The sequence below is a fragment of the Enterobacter cloacae complex sp. SHL020 genome, assembly GCF_049236945.1.
GTDB lineage: Bacteria > Pseudomonadota > Gammaproteobacteria > Enterobacterales > Enterobacteriaceae > Enterobacter > Enterobacter dykesii.
In genome coordinates, this window is record NZ_JBMKJF010000005.1 from 269,816 (window position 1) to 284,830 (window position 15,015).

Below are 15,015 nucleotides of genomic sequence, written 5' to 3' on the forward strand. Positions count from 1 at the left end.
TCCTGCCTCAACAGCAAAATTCGTTAACTGAAATTACGAGAAAGCGAGGAAAAGTGTCAGGCCGGAAATCGCGAAGTTATGGATTATTCCGCTACGGCATACGGTTCTGTGATGGACATTACAATTTCAACTCGTGTCGAATAATCACGCATTTTTACTAATCAGTTAATATTTAAGCAATAAAAGTGTGATTTCCGTCATTTGTGATTTTTTAGTATGGATTTTTCATCTTTATCGATATGGACTAAGCCAATTATTGCGCAAAAAAACCTCCGCCCACAGGCAGAGGTTCTTAATACGGGTGGAATTAACGCGCCAGCCAGCCACCGTCTACAGCCACGGTGTAGCCGTTGATGTAATCCGATGCGGAGGAGGCCAGGAAGACAATCGGCCCCATTAGATCGCTCGGCAGACCCCAGCGTCCCGCCGGAATGCGGTCGAGGATTTCCGCGCTACGCTGCTCGTCCGCACGCAGCTGCTGCGTGTTGTTCGTCGCCATATAGCCCGGCGCAATCGAATTCACGTTGATGTTATGTTTCGCCCATTCGTTTGCCAGCAGGCGGGTCACGCCCATTACGGCGCTTTTGGACGCGGTGTACGACGGCACGCGGATGCCGCCCTGGAACGAGAGCATAGAGGCAATATTGATGATTTTGCCGCCTTTCCCCTGCGCAATAAAATGCTTCGCCGCCGCCTGGGACATGAAAAATACGCTCTTGATGTTCAAATCCATCACGTCGTCCCAGTCGCGCTCGCTGAAGCTGATGGCGTCTTCGCGGCGGATCAGCCCGGCGTTGTTCACCAGAATGTCGATATGACCGAATTCAGCCACCGCGCGGTCCAGCAGTTCAGGAATGGTATCGATTTTACGCAGGTCAGCGGTCAGGCTCAGGAAACGGCGGCCCAGGGCCGTCACGCGTTCGATAGTTTCAGTCGGTTCAACGATATTAATTCCGACGATATCGCAGCCCGCTTCCGCCAGGCCTAACGCCATCCCCTGACCCAGCCCGGTGTCGCACCCGGAAACCACAGCCACTTTTCCCTGCAGAGAGAATGCATCCAGAATCATGTTTATTCCTTACTCTTTCAGAGCCTGTCACTCACAGGCAGGTTTATGCTTCACCGCCCGCGACTAGCGCAGATCGCTGACCGCAATATGGTCCATATCATCGAAGACCTGGTTTTCACCCACCATTCCCCAGATAAAGGTGTAGGCTTTCGTCCCTACGCCGGAGTGAATGGACCAGCTCGGTGAAATCACCGCCTGCTCGTTGTGCATCACGATATGGCGCGTTTCCTGCGGCTGTCCCATCATGTGGAACACGCAGGCGTCCTCATCCATATTGAAGTAGAAGTAGACTTCCATGCGGCGCTCGTGGGTATGGCACGGCATGGTGTTCCACAGGTTGCCCGGTGCCAGCTCGGTCAATCCCATGCTGAGCTGACAGGTCTCCAGCACGTCCGGCACGAAGTATTTATTGATGGTGCGGCGGTTGCTGGTGAGGTTGTCGCCCAGCGTCACGGGAGCGACGTCTGCGGTGGTCACTTTTTTGGTTGGGTAGGTGGAGTGCGCCGGCGCGCAGTTGTAGTAAAACTTCGCAGGCCTGCTGCCGTCGATGCTGGCAAAGTCTACGTCTTTCGCCCCTTTACCCACGTACAACGCCTCACGATGGCCAATCTCATAGCACTTTCCATCTACGGTGATGGTGCCCGGCCCGCCGATGTTAATCACCCCCAGCTCGCGACGCTCGAGGAAGTAGCTCACGCCCAGCTGTTTACCGACCTCACCGCCCACGAAGACGCTTTTCGTGACGGGCATAATCCCGCCCACAATGATGCGGTCGATATGGCTGTAAACCATGGTGTACCTGTCGGCCTCGAATACCTGCTCGACTAAAAATGCATTGCGCAGCCCCTGAGTATCCAGCGTTTTGGCGTGCGCACTGTGGATGCTTTCTCTGACGTCCACGGTAACCTCCAGATGTGGTCATGCCCGAAGGCGGAAATAAACGAAACAGCGTTCCGTTTTTCATAATAAGCACATACTATCGGCATAAAGTGGTCTTTTCAATTATATTTAAAACAACGTTTCATTTTTATTTTTGTTTATAACGAAAATGATGTTCGGATCACATTTGAGCCGCTGGGAGAAAAAGGGCACGAAAAAAAACCTCCCGGAGGAGGTCATTTTGTTTGAGAAGAAGTTAGCGTTCGATGGCCAGCGCCACCCCTTGCCCGCCGCCTATACAGAGTGTGGCAATCCCTTTGCGGGCATTGCGCTTTTTCATTTCGTGAACCAGCGAAACCAGGATCCGGCAGCCGGACGCACCGATAGGATGGCCCAGCGCGATCGCGCCGCCGTTAACGTTGACCCGCAGAGGATCCCACTCCAGCATTTTCCCGACGGAGATCGCCTGCGCGGCATAGGCTTCGTTCACTTCGATCAGATCCACATCCGAAAGCTGCCATCCCGCGCGCTCCAGACAGCGGCGGGTCGCGTAGACCGGTGCGATCCCCATTAACGCAGGATCAACCCCTACGCTGGCGAATGCTTTAATGCGGGCCAGGACGGGAAGATCGAGTTCAAGGGCTTTGCTTTCGCTCATCATCATCACGGCGGCAGCGCCGTCGTTAATGGAAGAGGCATTTCCCGCCGTCACCGAGCCCTGCATTTCAAACGCGGGGTTCAGTCTCGCCAGGCCTTCGGCGCTGGCGTCGGTGCGGGGCTGTTCATCGGTATCCACGAGGATACGCTCGCCGCTCTGACGCTGCGTGCTGACCGGGACAATTTCGTCGCGAAAACGACCGGAATCAATTGCCGCACGCGCTTTTTGCTGCGAGCTTAGCGCATAGGCATCCTGCACCTCACGGCTGATGCCGTACTCGCGCGCCAGGTTTTCCGCCGTCACGCCCATATGATAGTCATTGAACGCATCCCACAGCCCGTCATGCACCAGGCTGTCGAGCAGCTGACTGTTACCCAGCTGTGCGCCGGTCCGGCTGTCGGTCAACACGTGCGGCGCACGGCTCATATTTTCCTGCCCGCCCGCGATGATCACATCCGCTTCACCACACTGAATGGCTTGCGTCGCGAGATGCAACGCTTTTAATCCTGAGCCACAGACGTCGTTGATGGTGATGGCCGAAACGGTATTGGGCAGCCCGCCCTTCAGCGCCGCCTGACGCGCAGGGTTTTGCCCGGCACCGGCCGTGAGGACCTGTCCCAGGATCACCTCATCAACTTCATGTGCTGCGATCCCGCTGCGTTCCACCAGCGCTTTTACCACCACGCTGCCCAGGTCTACCGCCGAGTGACGCGCGAGCGATCCCTGAAAACAGCCGATAGCTGTACGCAACGCACCCACTATTACGACATCTTTCATCACGACCTCTGTGTTAAATGACATGACGATAGTAGAGGATTGTTACTGGCAATTATCTTAATTGTTTAAAAATAGTGAGTTTAATCACAAGGATCAGCGCGCATCCTGCAGATACTGCCGCAGCCAGCTGCCGGCAACGCCGGGAGGGGATCGTTTATTCCACAGCAGATCGATGCCGATCGCCCGCGGCCAGCCGCGAACATTGAGCTGTACCAGGGATTTCGCGGCGGCAAATTCATCCACCAGCGCGCACGGCAGCACGCACCAGCCAAATCCCTGTACCGCCATACTCAAGAGTAACAGGTAATTCGGGGCTGACCAGACGGGCCCGCGCGCGATCTCAGCCTCGCGCTCAAGATAGGTGCTGAGCCGCAGCTCCCGCCAACCGTGCAGTTCGTCATGCTGAACGTCATGTTGTCCGGCCAGCGGATGCGTGGTCGCGACGTAGATCGCCATGCGGGTCTGCATCGGCAACCGGATGACGCCAATATCCGTAGGGTAACTGTCGCGCGCTTCCGTCAGGCCAATCTGCGCTCGCTCCTTTTGCAGCAGATCGATCACATCCTCTTCCTCACCAATCAGACATTCGAATTCCGTATGGGGAAAACGCGCGTCAAACTGTTTCATCATCTCTTCCAGCACGTCCGGGTTAAGGGTATCGGAAAGGACAAACGTCAGACGCGCCTCCGTTTGCGCCGTTAGCGACACCGCCAGCTCGTCCAGCCGCGTGCTGGCGGCCAGGATGGCCTGCACGTAGCCCAGCACCTGTTCTCCCTGGGCCGTTAACACCGGCTGGCGCGCCGAGCGGTCAAACAGCTCGAAACCCAGATCGGCTTCAAGATTGGCAATCGACGTACTGATCGTCGACTGGCTTTTACGCATCCTTCGCGCGGCAGCGGAAAAAGAGCCCGCCGCAACGGTCTCGACAAACGCCTTAAGGGCTTCGGGTGAATAGCGCATAACCTATCTACTTTGGCGATGGATACCATCTTTAATATATCAGCTTTAGCGATGAAAATAGGCCACATCAACGCCCATACCGGCGAATTAATGAGGTCTATGACTATGCAACATCAGGATGCACTCCAACGTAAACTGCCGGAGCGGATCTTTCATGCTGTCTGTTTTGAAGGGATTGCGACGGCGATCCTCGCCCCTACGGCGGCGTGGCTCATGCAGCGTTCCGTGGTGGAGATGGGTGGGCTGACCATTATTCTGGCCACCACCGCCATGCTGTGGAACATTATTTATAACTTCGGCTTCGACCGTTTCTGGCCCGTTCAGCGCGTCAAACGTACCGCAAAAGTGCGTGCGCTGCATGCGCTGGGGTTCGAATGCGGGTTTATCGTGATTGGCGTGTCGATTGTCGCCGCCGTGCTGGGCGTTACCCTGCTTCAGGCATTCACGCTGGAAATAGGTTTCTTCCTGTTCTTCCTGCCGTACACAATGTTCTATAACTGGGCATACGATTGCCTGCGCGAGAAATTTCTTAAGCGTCGCCAGCAACGGCGCGCCCTGGCAGGCTAAACAGCCTCTGGCCGGACGCCCGTTCCGGCCAAACTCCTTCGAAGCAACTGCGCTCTCCGTGCATAACTATGGTAAATTGCACTCCATTCCGATGGTTTGATAGTTGATACGTTGCTCTAATGTCGAAAATTTGGTCAAAAGATGAGACTCTCTGGAGTTTCGCTCTCTACGGCACTGCCGTGGGTGCAGGGACGCTGTTTTTACCCATTCAGCTGGGATCCGCAGGCGCTATCGTCCTGTTTATTACCGCCCTCGTGGCCTACCCCTTAACCTACTGGCCGCACAAAGCGCTGGCGCAATTTATCCTGTCGTCGAAAACGAAAGGCAACGAAGGGATCACCGGCGCCGTCTCGCACTATTACGGCAGGAAGATTGGCAATCTGATCACCACGCTCTATTTCATCGCCTTCTTTGTGGTGGTGCAGATTTATGCGGTGGCCATCACCAACTCGCTCACGGAGCAGCTGGCGAAACACCTGACGGTGGATACCGCCGTTCGCGTGCTGGTCAGCCTGGGGGTGGTGCTGGTTCTGAATCTGATCTTCCTGATGGGGCGCCATATCACGATAAAAGTGATGGGCTTCCTGGTGTTTCCGCTGATTGCCTATTTTCTCTTTGTCTCGCTCTATCTGACCGGAAGCTGGCAGCCCTCGCTGCTGACCAGCCAGATGGCGTTCGATCGCCATACGCTGCACCAGGTCTGGATTTCGATTCCGGTGATGGTGTTTGCGTTCAGCCATACCCCGATTATCTCAACGTTTGCCGTTGACCGTCGCGAGAAGTTTGCCGACGGCGCCATGGATAAATGCAAGAAAATCATGAAGGTGGCGTACCTGATCATCTGCCTGAGCGTGCTGTTCTTTGTCTTCAGCTGCCTGCTCTCAATTCCGCCGTCGTATATTGTGGCCGCCAAAGAGCAAGGGGTAACGATCCTGTCCGCGCTGTCGATGATGCCTTCTTCACCGGCGTGGCTGGGCATTTCCGGGATTATCGTGGCGATTATTGCGATGTCGAAATCGTTCCTCGGCACCTATTTTGGGGTGATTGAAGGGGCGACGGAGATTGTGAAGTCGTCGCTCAATCAGATAGGCGTGAAAAAAAGCCGCGCCTTTAACCGCGCGATTTCCATTATGGGGGTGTCGTTAATCACCTTTGCCGTCTGCTGCATTAACCCGAACGCCATTTCGATGATTTACGCCATCAGCGGCCCGCTTATCGCCATGATCCTGTTTATCATGCCGACGCTGTCGACGTATCTGATCCCCTCCCTGAAACAGTACCGCTCGATTGGCAACCTGCTGACGCTGATCGTCGGCGTGCTGTGCGTGTCGGTGATGTTTGTCGGCTAATCCCCTTTCCTGCCCGGTGCTCTGCCGGGCAGACCATTGCTTACAGCGGAAAAGGCCTGTCCTGCACGACCGTTTTCATCACAAGCGTAGATCGAAGATGCTGCACGCCGGGCATGGCGGAGAGCTTCTCGTCATAGAGCTTCTGGAAAGCGGAGAGGTCGCGGGTCACGACGTGCATCAGATAATCGGGATCGCCAAACAGGCGCTGTGCCAGCACGATCTGCGGGATTTCCTCCACCGCCGCTTCAAACGCGCTAACCGCCTTACGGTCACCCTCCTTCAGCGTCGCAAACACTATCGCCAGGAAGTTGAATCCCATTTTGGCGGGGTCGAGGCTGGCACGGTATCCCGTTATCGCCCCGCTTTGCTCCAGCGCCCGCACGCGGCGATGGCACGGCGAGAGGCTCAGATTCACTCTTTCCGCCAGCTCGGTAAGGGATAAACGGCCATCAGACTGCAGCTCAGCAAGAATTTTTCGATCGATGCTATCCATGTGGAAGATTTTCTCATTTTCACGGTGTTATGAGCATAACATTGAAAGCCTATTTCGCAGGGTTAGCGATATTCTTTTTCTCAACTTTTGACGTACTGCGGGAGTCTTCAGGACGATGGAAATGAGTATTGTGGCAGGCTTTTGGGTGGTTTCTTTTCTGCTTATCATGACGCCGGGCGCCGACTGGGCCTACGCCATTAGCGCCGGGATTAACGGGCGACGCGTGGTACCGGCGGTGATGGGGTTAATGTCCGGGCATCTGTTAGCCACGCTGATTGTGGTGGCTGGCGTGGGCGTAGTGATTGCTCAACATCCGCTGGCGTTAACCGGGCTGACCGTCGCGGGGGCCGCGTATCTCCTGTGGCTTGGCATAACGTTGCTGCGTCATCCGGCCGCCCCGGAAAAGGCCAGCCACCACGCGGGAAACTGGAAACAGTGGGCGGTGAAAGGGCTCTGCATTAGCGGCCTTAACCCGAAAGTTTTTTTGCTGTTTTTGGCGCTGCTTCCGCAGTTTACCGACCCGACCGGAAGCTGGTCGATAGCGATGCAGATGTCCGCGCTTGGCGTGATGCACCTTATCACCTGTACGCTGGTCTATCTGCTGGTGGGGTATGGTTCGAAAGCGGTACTGGCGACCCGGCCACAGGCAGCGCGTCTGGTGAGCAGGGCGTCGGGAGGGATAATGGTGCTGATCGCGATGGTATTGCTGTTTGAGCAGGTAAGATAAAAAAACACCGGCCATCGCCGGTGTTATTTACGCCCGAATATCGTCATATTCCCGCGTTTTATCAAACTCATGCTTCGCGAACGGGCACAGCGGGATAATTTTACGGTTCTCACCGCGCATCTTCTCCACCACTTTCGCCACCAGCTGTTTACCGACGCCCTGCCCCTTCAGGCTCTCATCCACATCGGTGTGCTCGATAATGCTCAGGTGCTCGCCGGTCGGCACGAAGACAATCTCCGCAACCTGGTTGCCGTTCGCATCATTGACGTAAAACTTGTTATGGCCTTCCAGAATATCCATGGTTCCTCGCTTATTTTTGGCGATACTTCAGCGCACCGCTCGGGCAGGTATCAATTACGCGTACAACCGTTTCAACGTCCACTTCATCGGGAATGATCCACGGCTTACGTTTCAGATTAAACAGCTTTGCGCTGCCACGCACGCAGTTACCTGAGTGTTTGCAGATCCCGGTATTGAAGTAAACGTCAATTTTCTCGCCGGTATAGGCCCGGTAACCCGCATCCAGTAGTTCTTTATCCATGACATTGCCTCTGTAATTATTATCGTGCTGAATGAAGCATAGCCTTACGGGATCCTGATGGCTATATACCCGTCATACTTCAAGCTGCAGGTGCGTTGGCTGCACTCACTCCCCCCAGTCACGTACTTATGTACGCTCCCGGGGATTCGTTCCCTTGCCGCCTTCCCGCAACTCGAATTATTTAGGGTATAACGCCGAAAACGAAAAGCCAGGTCACAACTCTTTTCTCGCCAGATTGCGTCCGCTATTGGCCCATGTCAGGCTCGGCAAATGTCACTTTTACATAACTTCCGCAGGTTGAATGAAACGCAGACTCTCTTTTCAGGTAAAGCTGTTTTTAGCGCTGGTGTGCTTCTCCTGCCTGCTGTTAGTTCTGCTGGGAACAATCCTGTTTCATTTTATTGACCGACAGCTCCACCACGATCTCGGCCAGCGTGCCCGGGTTCAGGCCAGCCAGATCGCGCTGATGCCGGGTCTGGCGGCAATGGTTGCGGCCAGGGATATTCCGGGAATAGCCCGCTTAATTCAGCCGCTGCGCGCCGAAAGCGATGCCAGCTACATTGTGATTGGCGATACCGAGGAACAGCACCTCTATCATTCGGAATCCCCGGAGCGGATTAATTTACCGATGATCGGCGGCGATAATGCGGAGGTGTTAAAGGGTAAAACCATTATTTCCGTGCGTCAGGGCGGAATTGGGGTTTCACTGCGCAGCAAAGCGCCGATCTTTAACGCACAGCACCAGGTGATTGGCATTGTCTCGGTCGGCTATCTGACGTCGTATATTGCCAATATTAACGCCCGCATTCTCTGGCAGGCCGGGCTTTACGGCGCAGCGCTTCTGCTGCTGCTGTTTATTTTCTCCTGGCTGTTTACCCGCAATTTAAAAAAACAGATGTTCCGACTGGAACCGAAAGATATCGCTCAGCTGGTTTTGCAGCAGCGCGCGCTATTAGAAGCCATGTACGAGGGCGTATTTGCCGTTAATGGCGAGAAGCAGCTGATTTTAATTAACCGCGCGGCACGCGAAATGCTGGATATTCGGCAAAGTGAGAAAGAGCTTATCGGTAAACCGCTGGAAGACATTCTGCAGACGGCGCCGGGCTTTTTATCCCAGCGCTACGCCTCGGTAAGCAGCGGCAGCCATGACCAGATTGCCGTGCTGAACCAGCGCGAGGTGATCGTCAACCGGGTAGCGATTGAGGTCGAACCGGGCGTTGAAAGCGGTTGGGTGTACAGCTTTCGCGACAAAAATGACATTAACACGCTCAGCAGCCAGCTCAGCCAGATCAAACGCTATGCGGATAACCTGCGCATTATGCGCCACGAACAGCTGAACTGGACCGCCACGCTGGTCGGGTTACTGCAGATGAAACACTATGACGAGGCGATCCGCTACATTCAGGTACAGTCAGAAGGCGCGCAGCGCGTGCTGGACTTTGTCTCAGCCCATTTTGTCTCCCCGGCGCTGTGCGGGCTGCTGCTCGGAAAATACGTCAGCGCGCGCGAAAAAGGCATCGAACTGCTGTTTGACCCCGCCTGCCAGCTCACCCGCATGCCTGCCGCGCTGAGTGAAACGGAGCTGATGTCCATTATTGGTAACCTGCTGGATAACGCCGTGGAGGCGACACTCAACGCCCCGGTTCACGCGCCGGTAGAACTCTACATTTCTGACCGTAACCAGGAGCTGCTGATCGAGGTGGCCGACCGGGGCTGCGGGGTGGACGATGCGTTGAAGCCGCACATTTTCCGCCAGGGATTTAGCAGCAAGCCGGACAGCGAAAACGACATTGTGGGTACCGAGCACGGTATTGGCCTGTTCCTGGTGGCAGGATATATCGACAAGGCCGGCGGCAGCATTGAGATTGCCGACAATACCCCGCAGGGCACTATTTTTTCTGTGTTTATCCCGAATGGACAACAGCATGACCCGACCACTTGACGTTGTGATCGTTGAAGATGAGCCGCACCTGGCGGAGCTGCATCGCGAGTATATTGAGCAGAATTTTCATTTGCGCGTGGTGGGCATCGCCGCGTCGATTGAGCAGGCATGCAGTCTGATTCGACAGCATCAGCCGAGGCTGATCCTGCTGGACAACTATCTCCCGGACGGTAAAGGCGTGGAGCTCATCGATAATCCGCTGCTGAAAAGCTATGAATGCTCGGTGATCTTCATCACCGCCGCCAGCGATATGCAGACCTGCAGCCACGCCATGCGCAGCGGCGCGTTTGACTACCTGATTAAGCCCGTCTTTTTTCAGCGCCTGCACGCCTCGCTGGAGCGGTTTATGCGCTTCATCCACACCGTGCAGCAGGTGAAGGTGGTCGACCAGCATGCGCTGGATCGCCTGTTTCATCTACCTGCCGCTGAATCATCCGTTACGCCGTCCACGAAGGGCATTGAACCCCAGACGCTGGAACGAATAAAACGCCTGTTCGCCGAGCATCCCGACGATGCGATGTCGGTTGAAGAGGTGGTGGAAAACGTGGGGATCAGCAAAACCACGGGGCGTCGCTACCTTGAATACTGCGTGGAGAGCGGGTTAATCAGCATTGAAATGCTGTACGGCAATATTGGTCATCCTCGCCGGTTATACCGCAAAGCCCCCGATAAACCGTGATCCGCAACCGTTCGTTGGCTAACGTTCGCGGATTTTATGGTGTTAATTGCTGAAACGACGGCGACAATCACACTTCGGAATCATTGCCCTCGCCTCCCTATTGTCGGAGGCGCGCTTTACGCTATGTTGACAATTAGTTCCTCAAATGTAACTAAAAGGTTAACTATAATGTCGAACACGTTCCGAATTTCTCTGCTTACCGCTACTGTATTGTTCTCTGCTTCTGCACTTTCTGCCCTGCCGCAGGGCTATCCTGCTGAGTATCAAAAAGTTGTTGATGCCGCAACGAAAGAGGGCAAGGTTGTTATTTACTCCACCACCGACATCAAGGCCGCCGGGCCGCTGATCCAGGGCTTCGAAAAAACCTATCCCGGCATTAAAGTCGAATACAACGACATGAACAGCACCGAGCTGTACAACCGCTTCATCAGCGAACAGGCCTCCGGTGGCGTGAGCGGCGACGTGGTCTGGAGCTCCTCTATGGACACCGGCCTGAAGCTCGCCACCGACTACGCCATGGAGTATAAATCGCCGGAGCAAAGCCAACTGCCGAAATGGGCGGTCTGGAAAGATAAGGCCTACGGCACTACCTATGAGCCGGTGGTCTTCATCTACAACAAGCGCCTGATCCCGGCCGGCGACGTGCCGGATTCTCACGCCGCGCTGGCGAAGCTGATTGCCAGCCAGACGGACAAATTCAAAGGCAAAGTCACCACCTACGACATCGAAAAATCGGGTCTGGGCTTTATGCTCTCGGTTCAGGATCACAACGCCGATCCTAATTACTTCAAAACCCTGGCCGACGTCGCCAAAGGTGGCCTGTCGGTGCAGTCGTCAACCGGCACCATGATGGAGCGCGTCTCCTCCGGTGAAAACCTGATCGGCTTCAACATCCTCGGTTCCTACGCGGAAGCGCGTGCGAAGAACGATCCGTCGCTCGGCATCTCCTATCCAAAAGATTACACCCTGGTGCTGTCGCGCGTGTCGTTCATCAGCCAGCAATCGCAAAACAGCAACGCCGCGAAGCTGTGGCTTGACTATGTGCTGTCTGAGCAAGGGCAAAGTATTCTGGCCAGTCAGGCGGATATTCCCTCCATTCGTAACGATATCGAAGGGAAAAAAGATATCGACGGCCTGACCAAAATCCTCGGCAACGCGCTGAAGCCAATTCCGGTTGATGAAACGCTGCTGGAATACCTGCAGCCGAAAAAACGCCTGGAGTACATCAAAGAGTGGCGTACCGCCGCCGGTAAATAAGCGTCTGAGCGCGGCGCAGGCCGCCGCGCTCCCTTATCGACTGAGTTCGTTTTTCTGGGCTGCAACACCAGGGATACCCCATGAATACATTACGCAGAAAGTGGCAAAGCCTGCCGCGAGGCATCGTCGTGCTAATAACCGCCCTGGTTATCTACACCCCGCTGTCGTTTATCGTGATACAGAGCTTCCTGTCCGCCCCGTTCTTTTCGCCGTCAAAAGAGTGGAGCTTTGAATCGTTTGAGTTTATTTTCACCGACCCTGATTTTTATAAAGCCCTGAAAAGCGGCTTTATTCTTGCTTTCGGGCTGGTCTTTATCTCCATCCCGCTGGGCGGCGTGCTGGCGTTTCTGATGGTGCGTACCGACCTGCCCGGCCGCCGGTTGATTGAGCCGCTGATCCTGGTCCCGATTTTCGTTTCACCGATGGTGCTGGGCTTTGGCTACGTGGTGGCCGCCGGTCCAGTGGGCTTTCTCTCCCAGTGGGCTCAGGCGCTGATCGGCTTTGTGCCGTGGAATATCTACGACATGTCGAGCATTGTGGTCATTGCCGGCCTGACGCACGTCCCGCACGCCTATCTGTATATCTCGTCTGCGCTGCGCAGCGTGGGCTCCGATGTGGAAGAAGCCGCGCGCACCGCGGGCGCGTCGCCCTGGCAGGTGATGACCTCCGTCAGCCTGCCGATGGTGCGCCCGTCCATTCTGTACGCCACCGTGCTGCTGTTCTTCCTCGGGCTGGAAGTGTTCGGCCTGATGCTGGTCCTCGGCGACCCGGAAGGCAACATGGTGCTGGCGACCTATCTCTATAAGCTGACGAACAAGATGGGCACCCCATCCTATAACCTGATGGCGGCGGTTGCCGTGGTACTGATCTGCATCACCATCCCTCTGGTGATGCTCCAGCGTCGCCTGATGCGCACCGCCAACCGCTTCGTCACCATGAAGGGTAAGGCTTCGCAGGCCCGCGCGCTGCCGCTGGGTAAATGGCGCTGGGTGGCTGGCGGAGTGATTGCCTTCTGGCTCACCGTCACCATCGGCGTTCCGCTGCTCGGCGTGGTATTGCGCGCGTTTATCTCCAACTGGGGCGTGGGCGTTTCGCTGTGGGACGAGCTTTCTCTGAACACCTTCCGCACCATCTGGGCGCAGCCCAACCTGCTGCGCGCCATCGTCAACTCCATGGCGATTGGCGTCATTGGCGGCGCGCTGGCCGTGGTGTGCTACCTGTTTGTCGGCATTGCCATGCACCGCAAGCCGGACAACACCACGCGTTTTCTGGACTACAGCGTGCTGGTGCCGCGCGCCGTGCCTGGCCTGCTGGCGGGTCTGGCGTTCCTGTGGGTGTTCCTGTTCCTGCCGATGTGGCTGGATAACTCGCTGAAATCCGGCTGGCTTTCCGGGTTCGCCTGGACCGACTGGATGCGCGAAAACGTCATCGTCTGGCTGCGTTCGCTGCGCAGCACCATTTTCAGCGTCTGGCTGGCCTATACCGTGGTGTGGATGGCTTACGGGCTAAGGCTCATCTCTTCCACGCTGCTGCAGGTGGGGCCGGAGCTTGAGGAAGCGGCGCGCAGCACCGGGGCGACGCGCGGGCAGATCACCCGCCACGTCACCATACCGCTCTCCCGCTACGGTCTTATCGGTTCGTGGCTGCTGATGTTCCTGATCTTTGAGCGCGAATATTCAACGGGTGTGTACCTGCTTTCACCCGGCACGGAAACCATCGGCTCGATGCTGGTTTCCCTCTGGGCCGCGGGTGCCATCGATATCGTGGCGGCGCTCTCTTTCATTAACATCCTGCTGGTCGTGGTAGGTCTGGGCATTGCCCTTCGTTTCGGAGTGAAAATACATGATTGAATTAGCGGTTGACGATCTGCACTTAACCTACGGCGACAATCCTGTTTTAAAAGGTGTCTCCATGAACCTGAAGCGCGGCGAAGTGGTCTCCCTGTTAGGCCCCTCCGGCAGCGGTAAAACCACCCTGTTGCGCGCCGTCGCGGGTCTGGAAAAACCGACCCAGGGGTCGATTGTTATTGGCAACAATAAGGTTTACGACGGCACGCCGCGCAGCGAAGTCCCGGCGGAAGAGCGTAACCTGGGGCTGGTATTCCAGTCCTATGCCCTGTGGCCGCACAAGACCGTGTTTGAGAACGTGGCCTATCCGCTCAAGCTGCGCAAAGTCCCGGCCAAAGAGATCCAGCAGCGCGTGCAGGACGTGCTGGACCAGCTTGGTCTGGGCCATCTTGGCAAACGTCACCCGCACCAGCTCTCCGGTGGGCAGCAGCAGCGCGTGGCGATTGGCCGGGCGCTGGTGTACAACCCGCCGGTAATTTTGCTGGACGAGCCGCTTTCCAACCTCGACGCCAAGCTACGCGAAGAGGCCCGCGTGTTCCTGCGCGAGCTGATTATCAAGCTCGGGTTATCCGCGCTGATGGTGACGCACGACCAGAACGAAGCGATGTCCATTTCCGACCGCATCCTGCTGCTTAACAACGGCAAAATTGAGCAACAGGGCACGCCGCAGGAGATGTACGGCTCGCCGAAAACGCTTTTTACCGCCGAGTTTATGGGCAGCAACAATCGCCTGCACGGCAAGGTCACCGAAGTGCGCGACGGCAAAGCGCGTATCGAAGGTAAAGGCTGGGTGCTGTGGGGCCAGGCGGGTGAAGGGGTGCAGAGCGGTGAAGAAGCGACGGCGGTGATCCGCGTCGAGCGCGTGGCGGTGGTCGAGGGGCCTGGGGAAAATCAGCTTGAGCTGCCGCTGCTCACCAGCATGTATCTCGGCGACCGCTGGGAGTACCTGTTCCGCACGGTGGGGGATGATTTTGTCATTCGCGCGTATGGGCATGAGGTTCGGGATCCGCAGCACTGCCATCTTTCTCTGCCTGAGAAGCATGTTTGGGTGTTCCCGAAAGGGTGATGAGTCAATAATTAATCTGCCATGGCCCGGTGGCGCTTCGCTTACCGGGCCTACAAAACAAATAAATGCACAGATGCAAGATTGGTGGCGCTAGCCATTATTGTTAAGGCATTCTGACTAAAATAGCCACCTGACACTTCTTTCCGTCCGTACGTATAACGCGTTAAGACTCCATATCAAAATGTTATTACAGAGCATATAAAG

Annotated in this window: 15 protein-coding genes; 8 read left to right on the forward strand and 7 right to left on the reverse strand. The window is 56.0% G+C overall.

What is annotated here, in order from left to right:
- Positions 1-307 precede the first annotated feature (307 nt).
- The 4 genes from kduD to ACOTZB_RS15095 all read right to left on the reverse strand — a co-directional run bounded on the left by kduD (position 308) and on the right by ACOTZB_RS15095 (position 4,343).
- Positions 308-1,069 (reverse strand): 2-dehydro-3-deoxy-D-gluconate 5-dehydrogenase KduD, encoded by a 762-nt coding sequence (gene kduD / locus ACOTZB_RS15080; RefSeq protein WP_421627624.1) that lies wholly within the window; start codon positions 1,067-1,069, stop codon positions 308-310.
- Between the two features lie 63 nt (positions 1,070-1,132).
- Positions 1,133-1,969, reverse strand: a complete 837-nt coding sequence (gene kduI / locus ACOTZB_RS15085; protein WP_421627625.1) for a 5-dehydro-4-deoxy-D-glucuronate isomerase — start codon at positions 1,967-1,969, stop codon at positions 1,133-1,135.
- 235 nt (positions 1,970-2,204) lie between these two features.
- Positions 2,205-3,383, reverse strand: a complete 1,179-nt coding sequence (locus ACOTZB_RS15090; protein ID WP_047650218.1) for an acetyl-CoA C-acetyltransferase — start codon at positions 3,381-3,383, stop codon at positions 2,205-2,207.
- Positions 3,384-3,476: 93 nt separating this feature from the next.
- Entirely contained in the window at positions 3,477-4,343 is an 867-nt protein-coding gene (locus tag ACOTZB_RS15095; protein WP_421627626.1) for a LysR family transcriptional regulator, read from the reverse strand.
- A 105-nt stretch (positions 4,344-4,448) separates the two neighbouring features.
- On the opposite strand from ACOTZB_RS15095, the gene ACOTZB_RS15100 reads away from it, so the two are divergent.
- Together ACOTZB_RS15100 and ACOTZB_RS15105 are read left to right on the forward strand one after the other, a co-directional pair.
- Positions 4,449-4,910: a multidrug/biocide efflux PACE transporter gene (locus ACOTZB_RS15100; protein WP_023333288.1), complete on the forward strand. Its 462-nt coding sequence runs from the start codon at positions 4,449-4,451 to the stop codon at positions 4,908-4,910.
- Between the two features lie 119 nt (positions 4,911-5,029).
- Positions 5,030-6,259, forward strand: coding sequence for an amino acid permease (locus ACOTZB_RS15105; protein WP_421627627.1), 1,230 nt, complete (start codon positions 5,030-5,032; stop codon positions 6,257-6,259).
- Between the two features lie 40 nt (positions 6,260-6,299).
- Here ACOTZB_RS15105 and ACOTZB_RS15110 read toward each other — a convergent pair whose 3' ends face one another.
- Positions 6,300-6,752, reverse strand: coding sequence for an Lrp/AsnC family transcriptional regulator (locus ACOTZB_RS15110; protein WP_029742214.1), 453 nt, complete (start codon positions 6,750-6,752; stop codon positions 6,300-6,302).
- A gap of 115 nt (positions 6,753-6,867) precedes the next feature.
- Between ACOTZB_RS15110 and ACOTZB_RS15115 the strand changes: the two genes are divergently transcribed.
- Entirely contained in the window at positions 6,868-7,479 is a 612-nt protein-coding gene (locus ACOTZB_RS15115) for a LysE family translocator (protein ID WP_421627629.1), read from the forward strand.
- Positions 7,480-7,506: 27 nt separating this feature from the next.
- Here ACOTZB_RS15115 and ACOTZB_RS15120 read toward each other — a convergent pair whose 3' ends face one another.
- Together ACOTZB_RS15120 and yjdI are read right to left on the reverse strand one after the other, a co-directional pair.
- Positions 7,507-7,779: a GNAT family N-acetyltransferase gene (locus ACOTZB_RS15120; protein ID WP_008499687.1), complete on the reverse strand. Its 273-nt coding sequence runs from the start codon at positions 7,777-7,779 to the stop codon at positions 7,507-7,509.
- A gap of 10 nt (positions 7,780-7,789) precedes the next feature.
- The gene (gene yjdI, locus ACOTZB_RS15125; RefSeq protein WP_008499689.1) at positions 7,790-8,020 is read right to left on the reverse strand and encodes a 4Fe-4S mono-cluster protein YjdI; all 231 of its coding nucleotides are present in this window, start codon (positions 8,018-8,020) and stop codon (positions 7,790-7,792) included.
- 301 nt (positions 8,021-8,321) lie between these two features.
- Between yjdI and ACOTZB_RS15130 the strand changes: the two genes are divergently transcribed.
- The 5 genes from ACOTZB_RS15130 (at position 8,322) to ACOTZB_RS15150 (ending at position 14,811) form a co-directional block, all read left to right on the forward strand.
- Positions 8,322-9,962, forward strand: a complete 1,641-nt coding sequence (locus tag ACOTZB_RS15130) for an ATP-binding protein (protein ID WP_421627632.1) — start codon at positions 8,322-8,324, stop codon at positions 9,960-9,962.
- Positions 9,946-10,641, forward strand: coding sequence for a response regulator (locus ACOTZB_RS15135; RefSeq protein ID WP_193805683.1), 696 nt, complete (start codon positions 9,946-9,948; stop codon positions 10,639-10,641). Before ACOTZB_RS15130 ends, ACOTZB_RS15135 begins: the two co-directional genes overlap by 17 nt.
- A 168-nt stretch (positions 10,642-10,809) precedes the next feature.
- On the forward strand, positions 10,810-11,898 hold the full coding sequence (locus ACOTZB_RS15140) for an ABC transporter substrate-binding protein (protein ID WP_421627634.1): 1,089 nt from the start codon (positions 10,810-10,812) through the stop codon (positions 11,896-11,898).
- Between the two features lie 80 nt (positions 11,899-11,978).
- Positions 11,979-13,748 carry an ABC transporter permease gene (locus ACOTZB_RS15145; RefSeq protein WP_023309073.1) on the forward strand — a complete coding sequence of 590 codons (1,770 nt, stop codon included), beginning with the start codon at positions 11,979-11,981 and terminating at the stop codon, positions 13,746-13,748.
- Positions 13,741-14,811: an ABC transporter ATP-binding protein gene (locus ACOTZB_RS15150; RefSeq protein WP_023333294.1), complete on the forward strand. Its 1,071-nt coding sequence runs from the start codon at positions 13,741-13,743 to the stop codon at positions 14,809-14,811. The genes ACOTZB_RS15145 and ACOTZB_RS15150 overlap by 8 nt, the downstream gene beginning before the upstream one ends.
- Positions 14,812-15,015 lie beyond the last annotated feature (204 nt).

Excerpts from the sequence above, each read along its gene's own strand:
- kduD (WP_421627624.1), bottom strand. The coding sequence starts at position 1,069 with ATGATTCTGGATGCATTCTCTCTGCAGGGAAAAGTGGCTGTGGTTTCC.
- ACOTZB_RS15090 (WP_047650218.1), bottom strand. The coding sequence starts at position 3,383 with ATGAAAGATGTCGTAATAGTGGGTGCGTTGCGTACAGCTATCGGCTGT.
- ACOTZB_RS15095 (WP_421627626.1), bottom strand. The coding sequence starts at position 4,343 with ATGCGCTATTCACCCGAAGCCCTTAAGGCGTTTGTCGAGACCGTTGCG.
- ACOTZB_RS15100 (WP_023333288.1), top strand. The coding sequence starts at position 4,449 with ATGCAACATCAGGATGCACTCCAACGTAAACTGCCGGAGCGGATCTTT.
- ACOTZB_RS15105 (WP_421627627.1), top strand. The coding sequence starts at position 5,030 with ATGTCGAAAATTTGGTCAAAAGATGAGACTCTCTGGAGTTTCGCTCTC.
- ACOTZB_RS15110 (WP_029742214.1), bottom strand. The coding sequence starts at position 6,752 with ATGGATAGCATCGATCGAAAAATTCTTGCTGAGCTGCAGTCTGATGGC.
- ACOTZB_RS15115 (WP_421627629.1), top strand. The coding sequence starts at position 6,868 with ATGGAAATGAGTATTGTGGCAGGCTTTTGGGTGGTTTCTTTTCTGCTT.
- ACOTZB_RS15120 (WP_008499687.1), bottom strand. The coding sequence starts at position 7,779 with ATGGATATTCTGGAAGGCCATAACAAGTTTTACGTCAATGATGCGAAC.
- yjdI (WP_008499689.1), bottom strand. The coding sequence starts at position 8,020 with ATGGATAAAGAACTACTGGATGCGGGTTACCGGGCCTATACCGGCGAG.
- ACOTZB_RS15130 (WP_421627632.1), top strand. The coding sequence starts at position 8,322 with ATGAAACGCAGACTCTCTTTTCAGGTAAAGCTGTTTTTAGCGCTGGTG.
- ACOTZB_RS15135 (WP_193805683.1), top strand. The coding sequence starts at position 9,946 with ATGACCCGACCACTTGACGTTGTGATCGTTGAAGATGAGCCGCACCTG.
- ACOTZB_RS15140 (WP_421627634.1), top strand. The coding sequence starts at position 10,810 with ATGTCGAACACGTTCCGAATTTCTCTGCTTACCGCTACTGTATTGTTC.
- ACOTZB_RS15145 (WP_023309073.1), top strand. The coding sequence starts at position 11,979 with ATGAATACATTACGCAGAAAGTGGCAAAGCCTGCCGCGAGGCATCGTC.
- ACOTZB_RS15150 (WP_023333294.1), top strand. The coding sequence starts at position 13,741 with ATGATTGAATTAGCGGTTGACGATCTGCACTTAACCTACGGCGACAAT.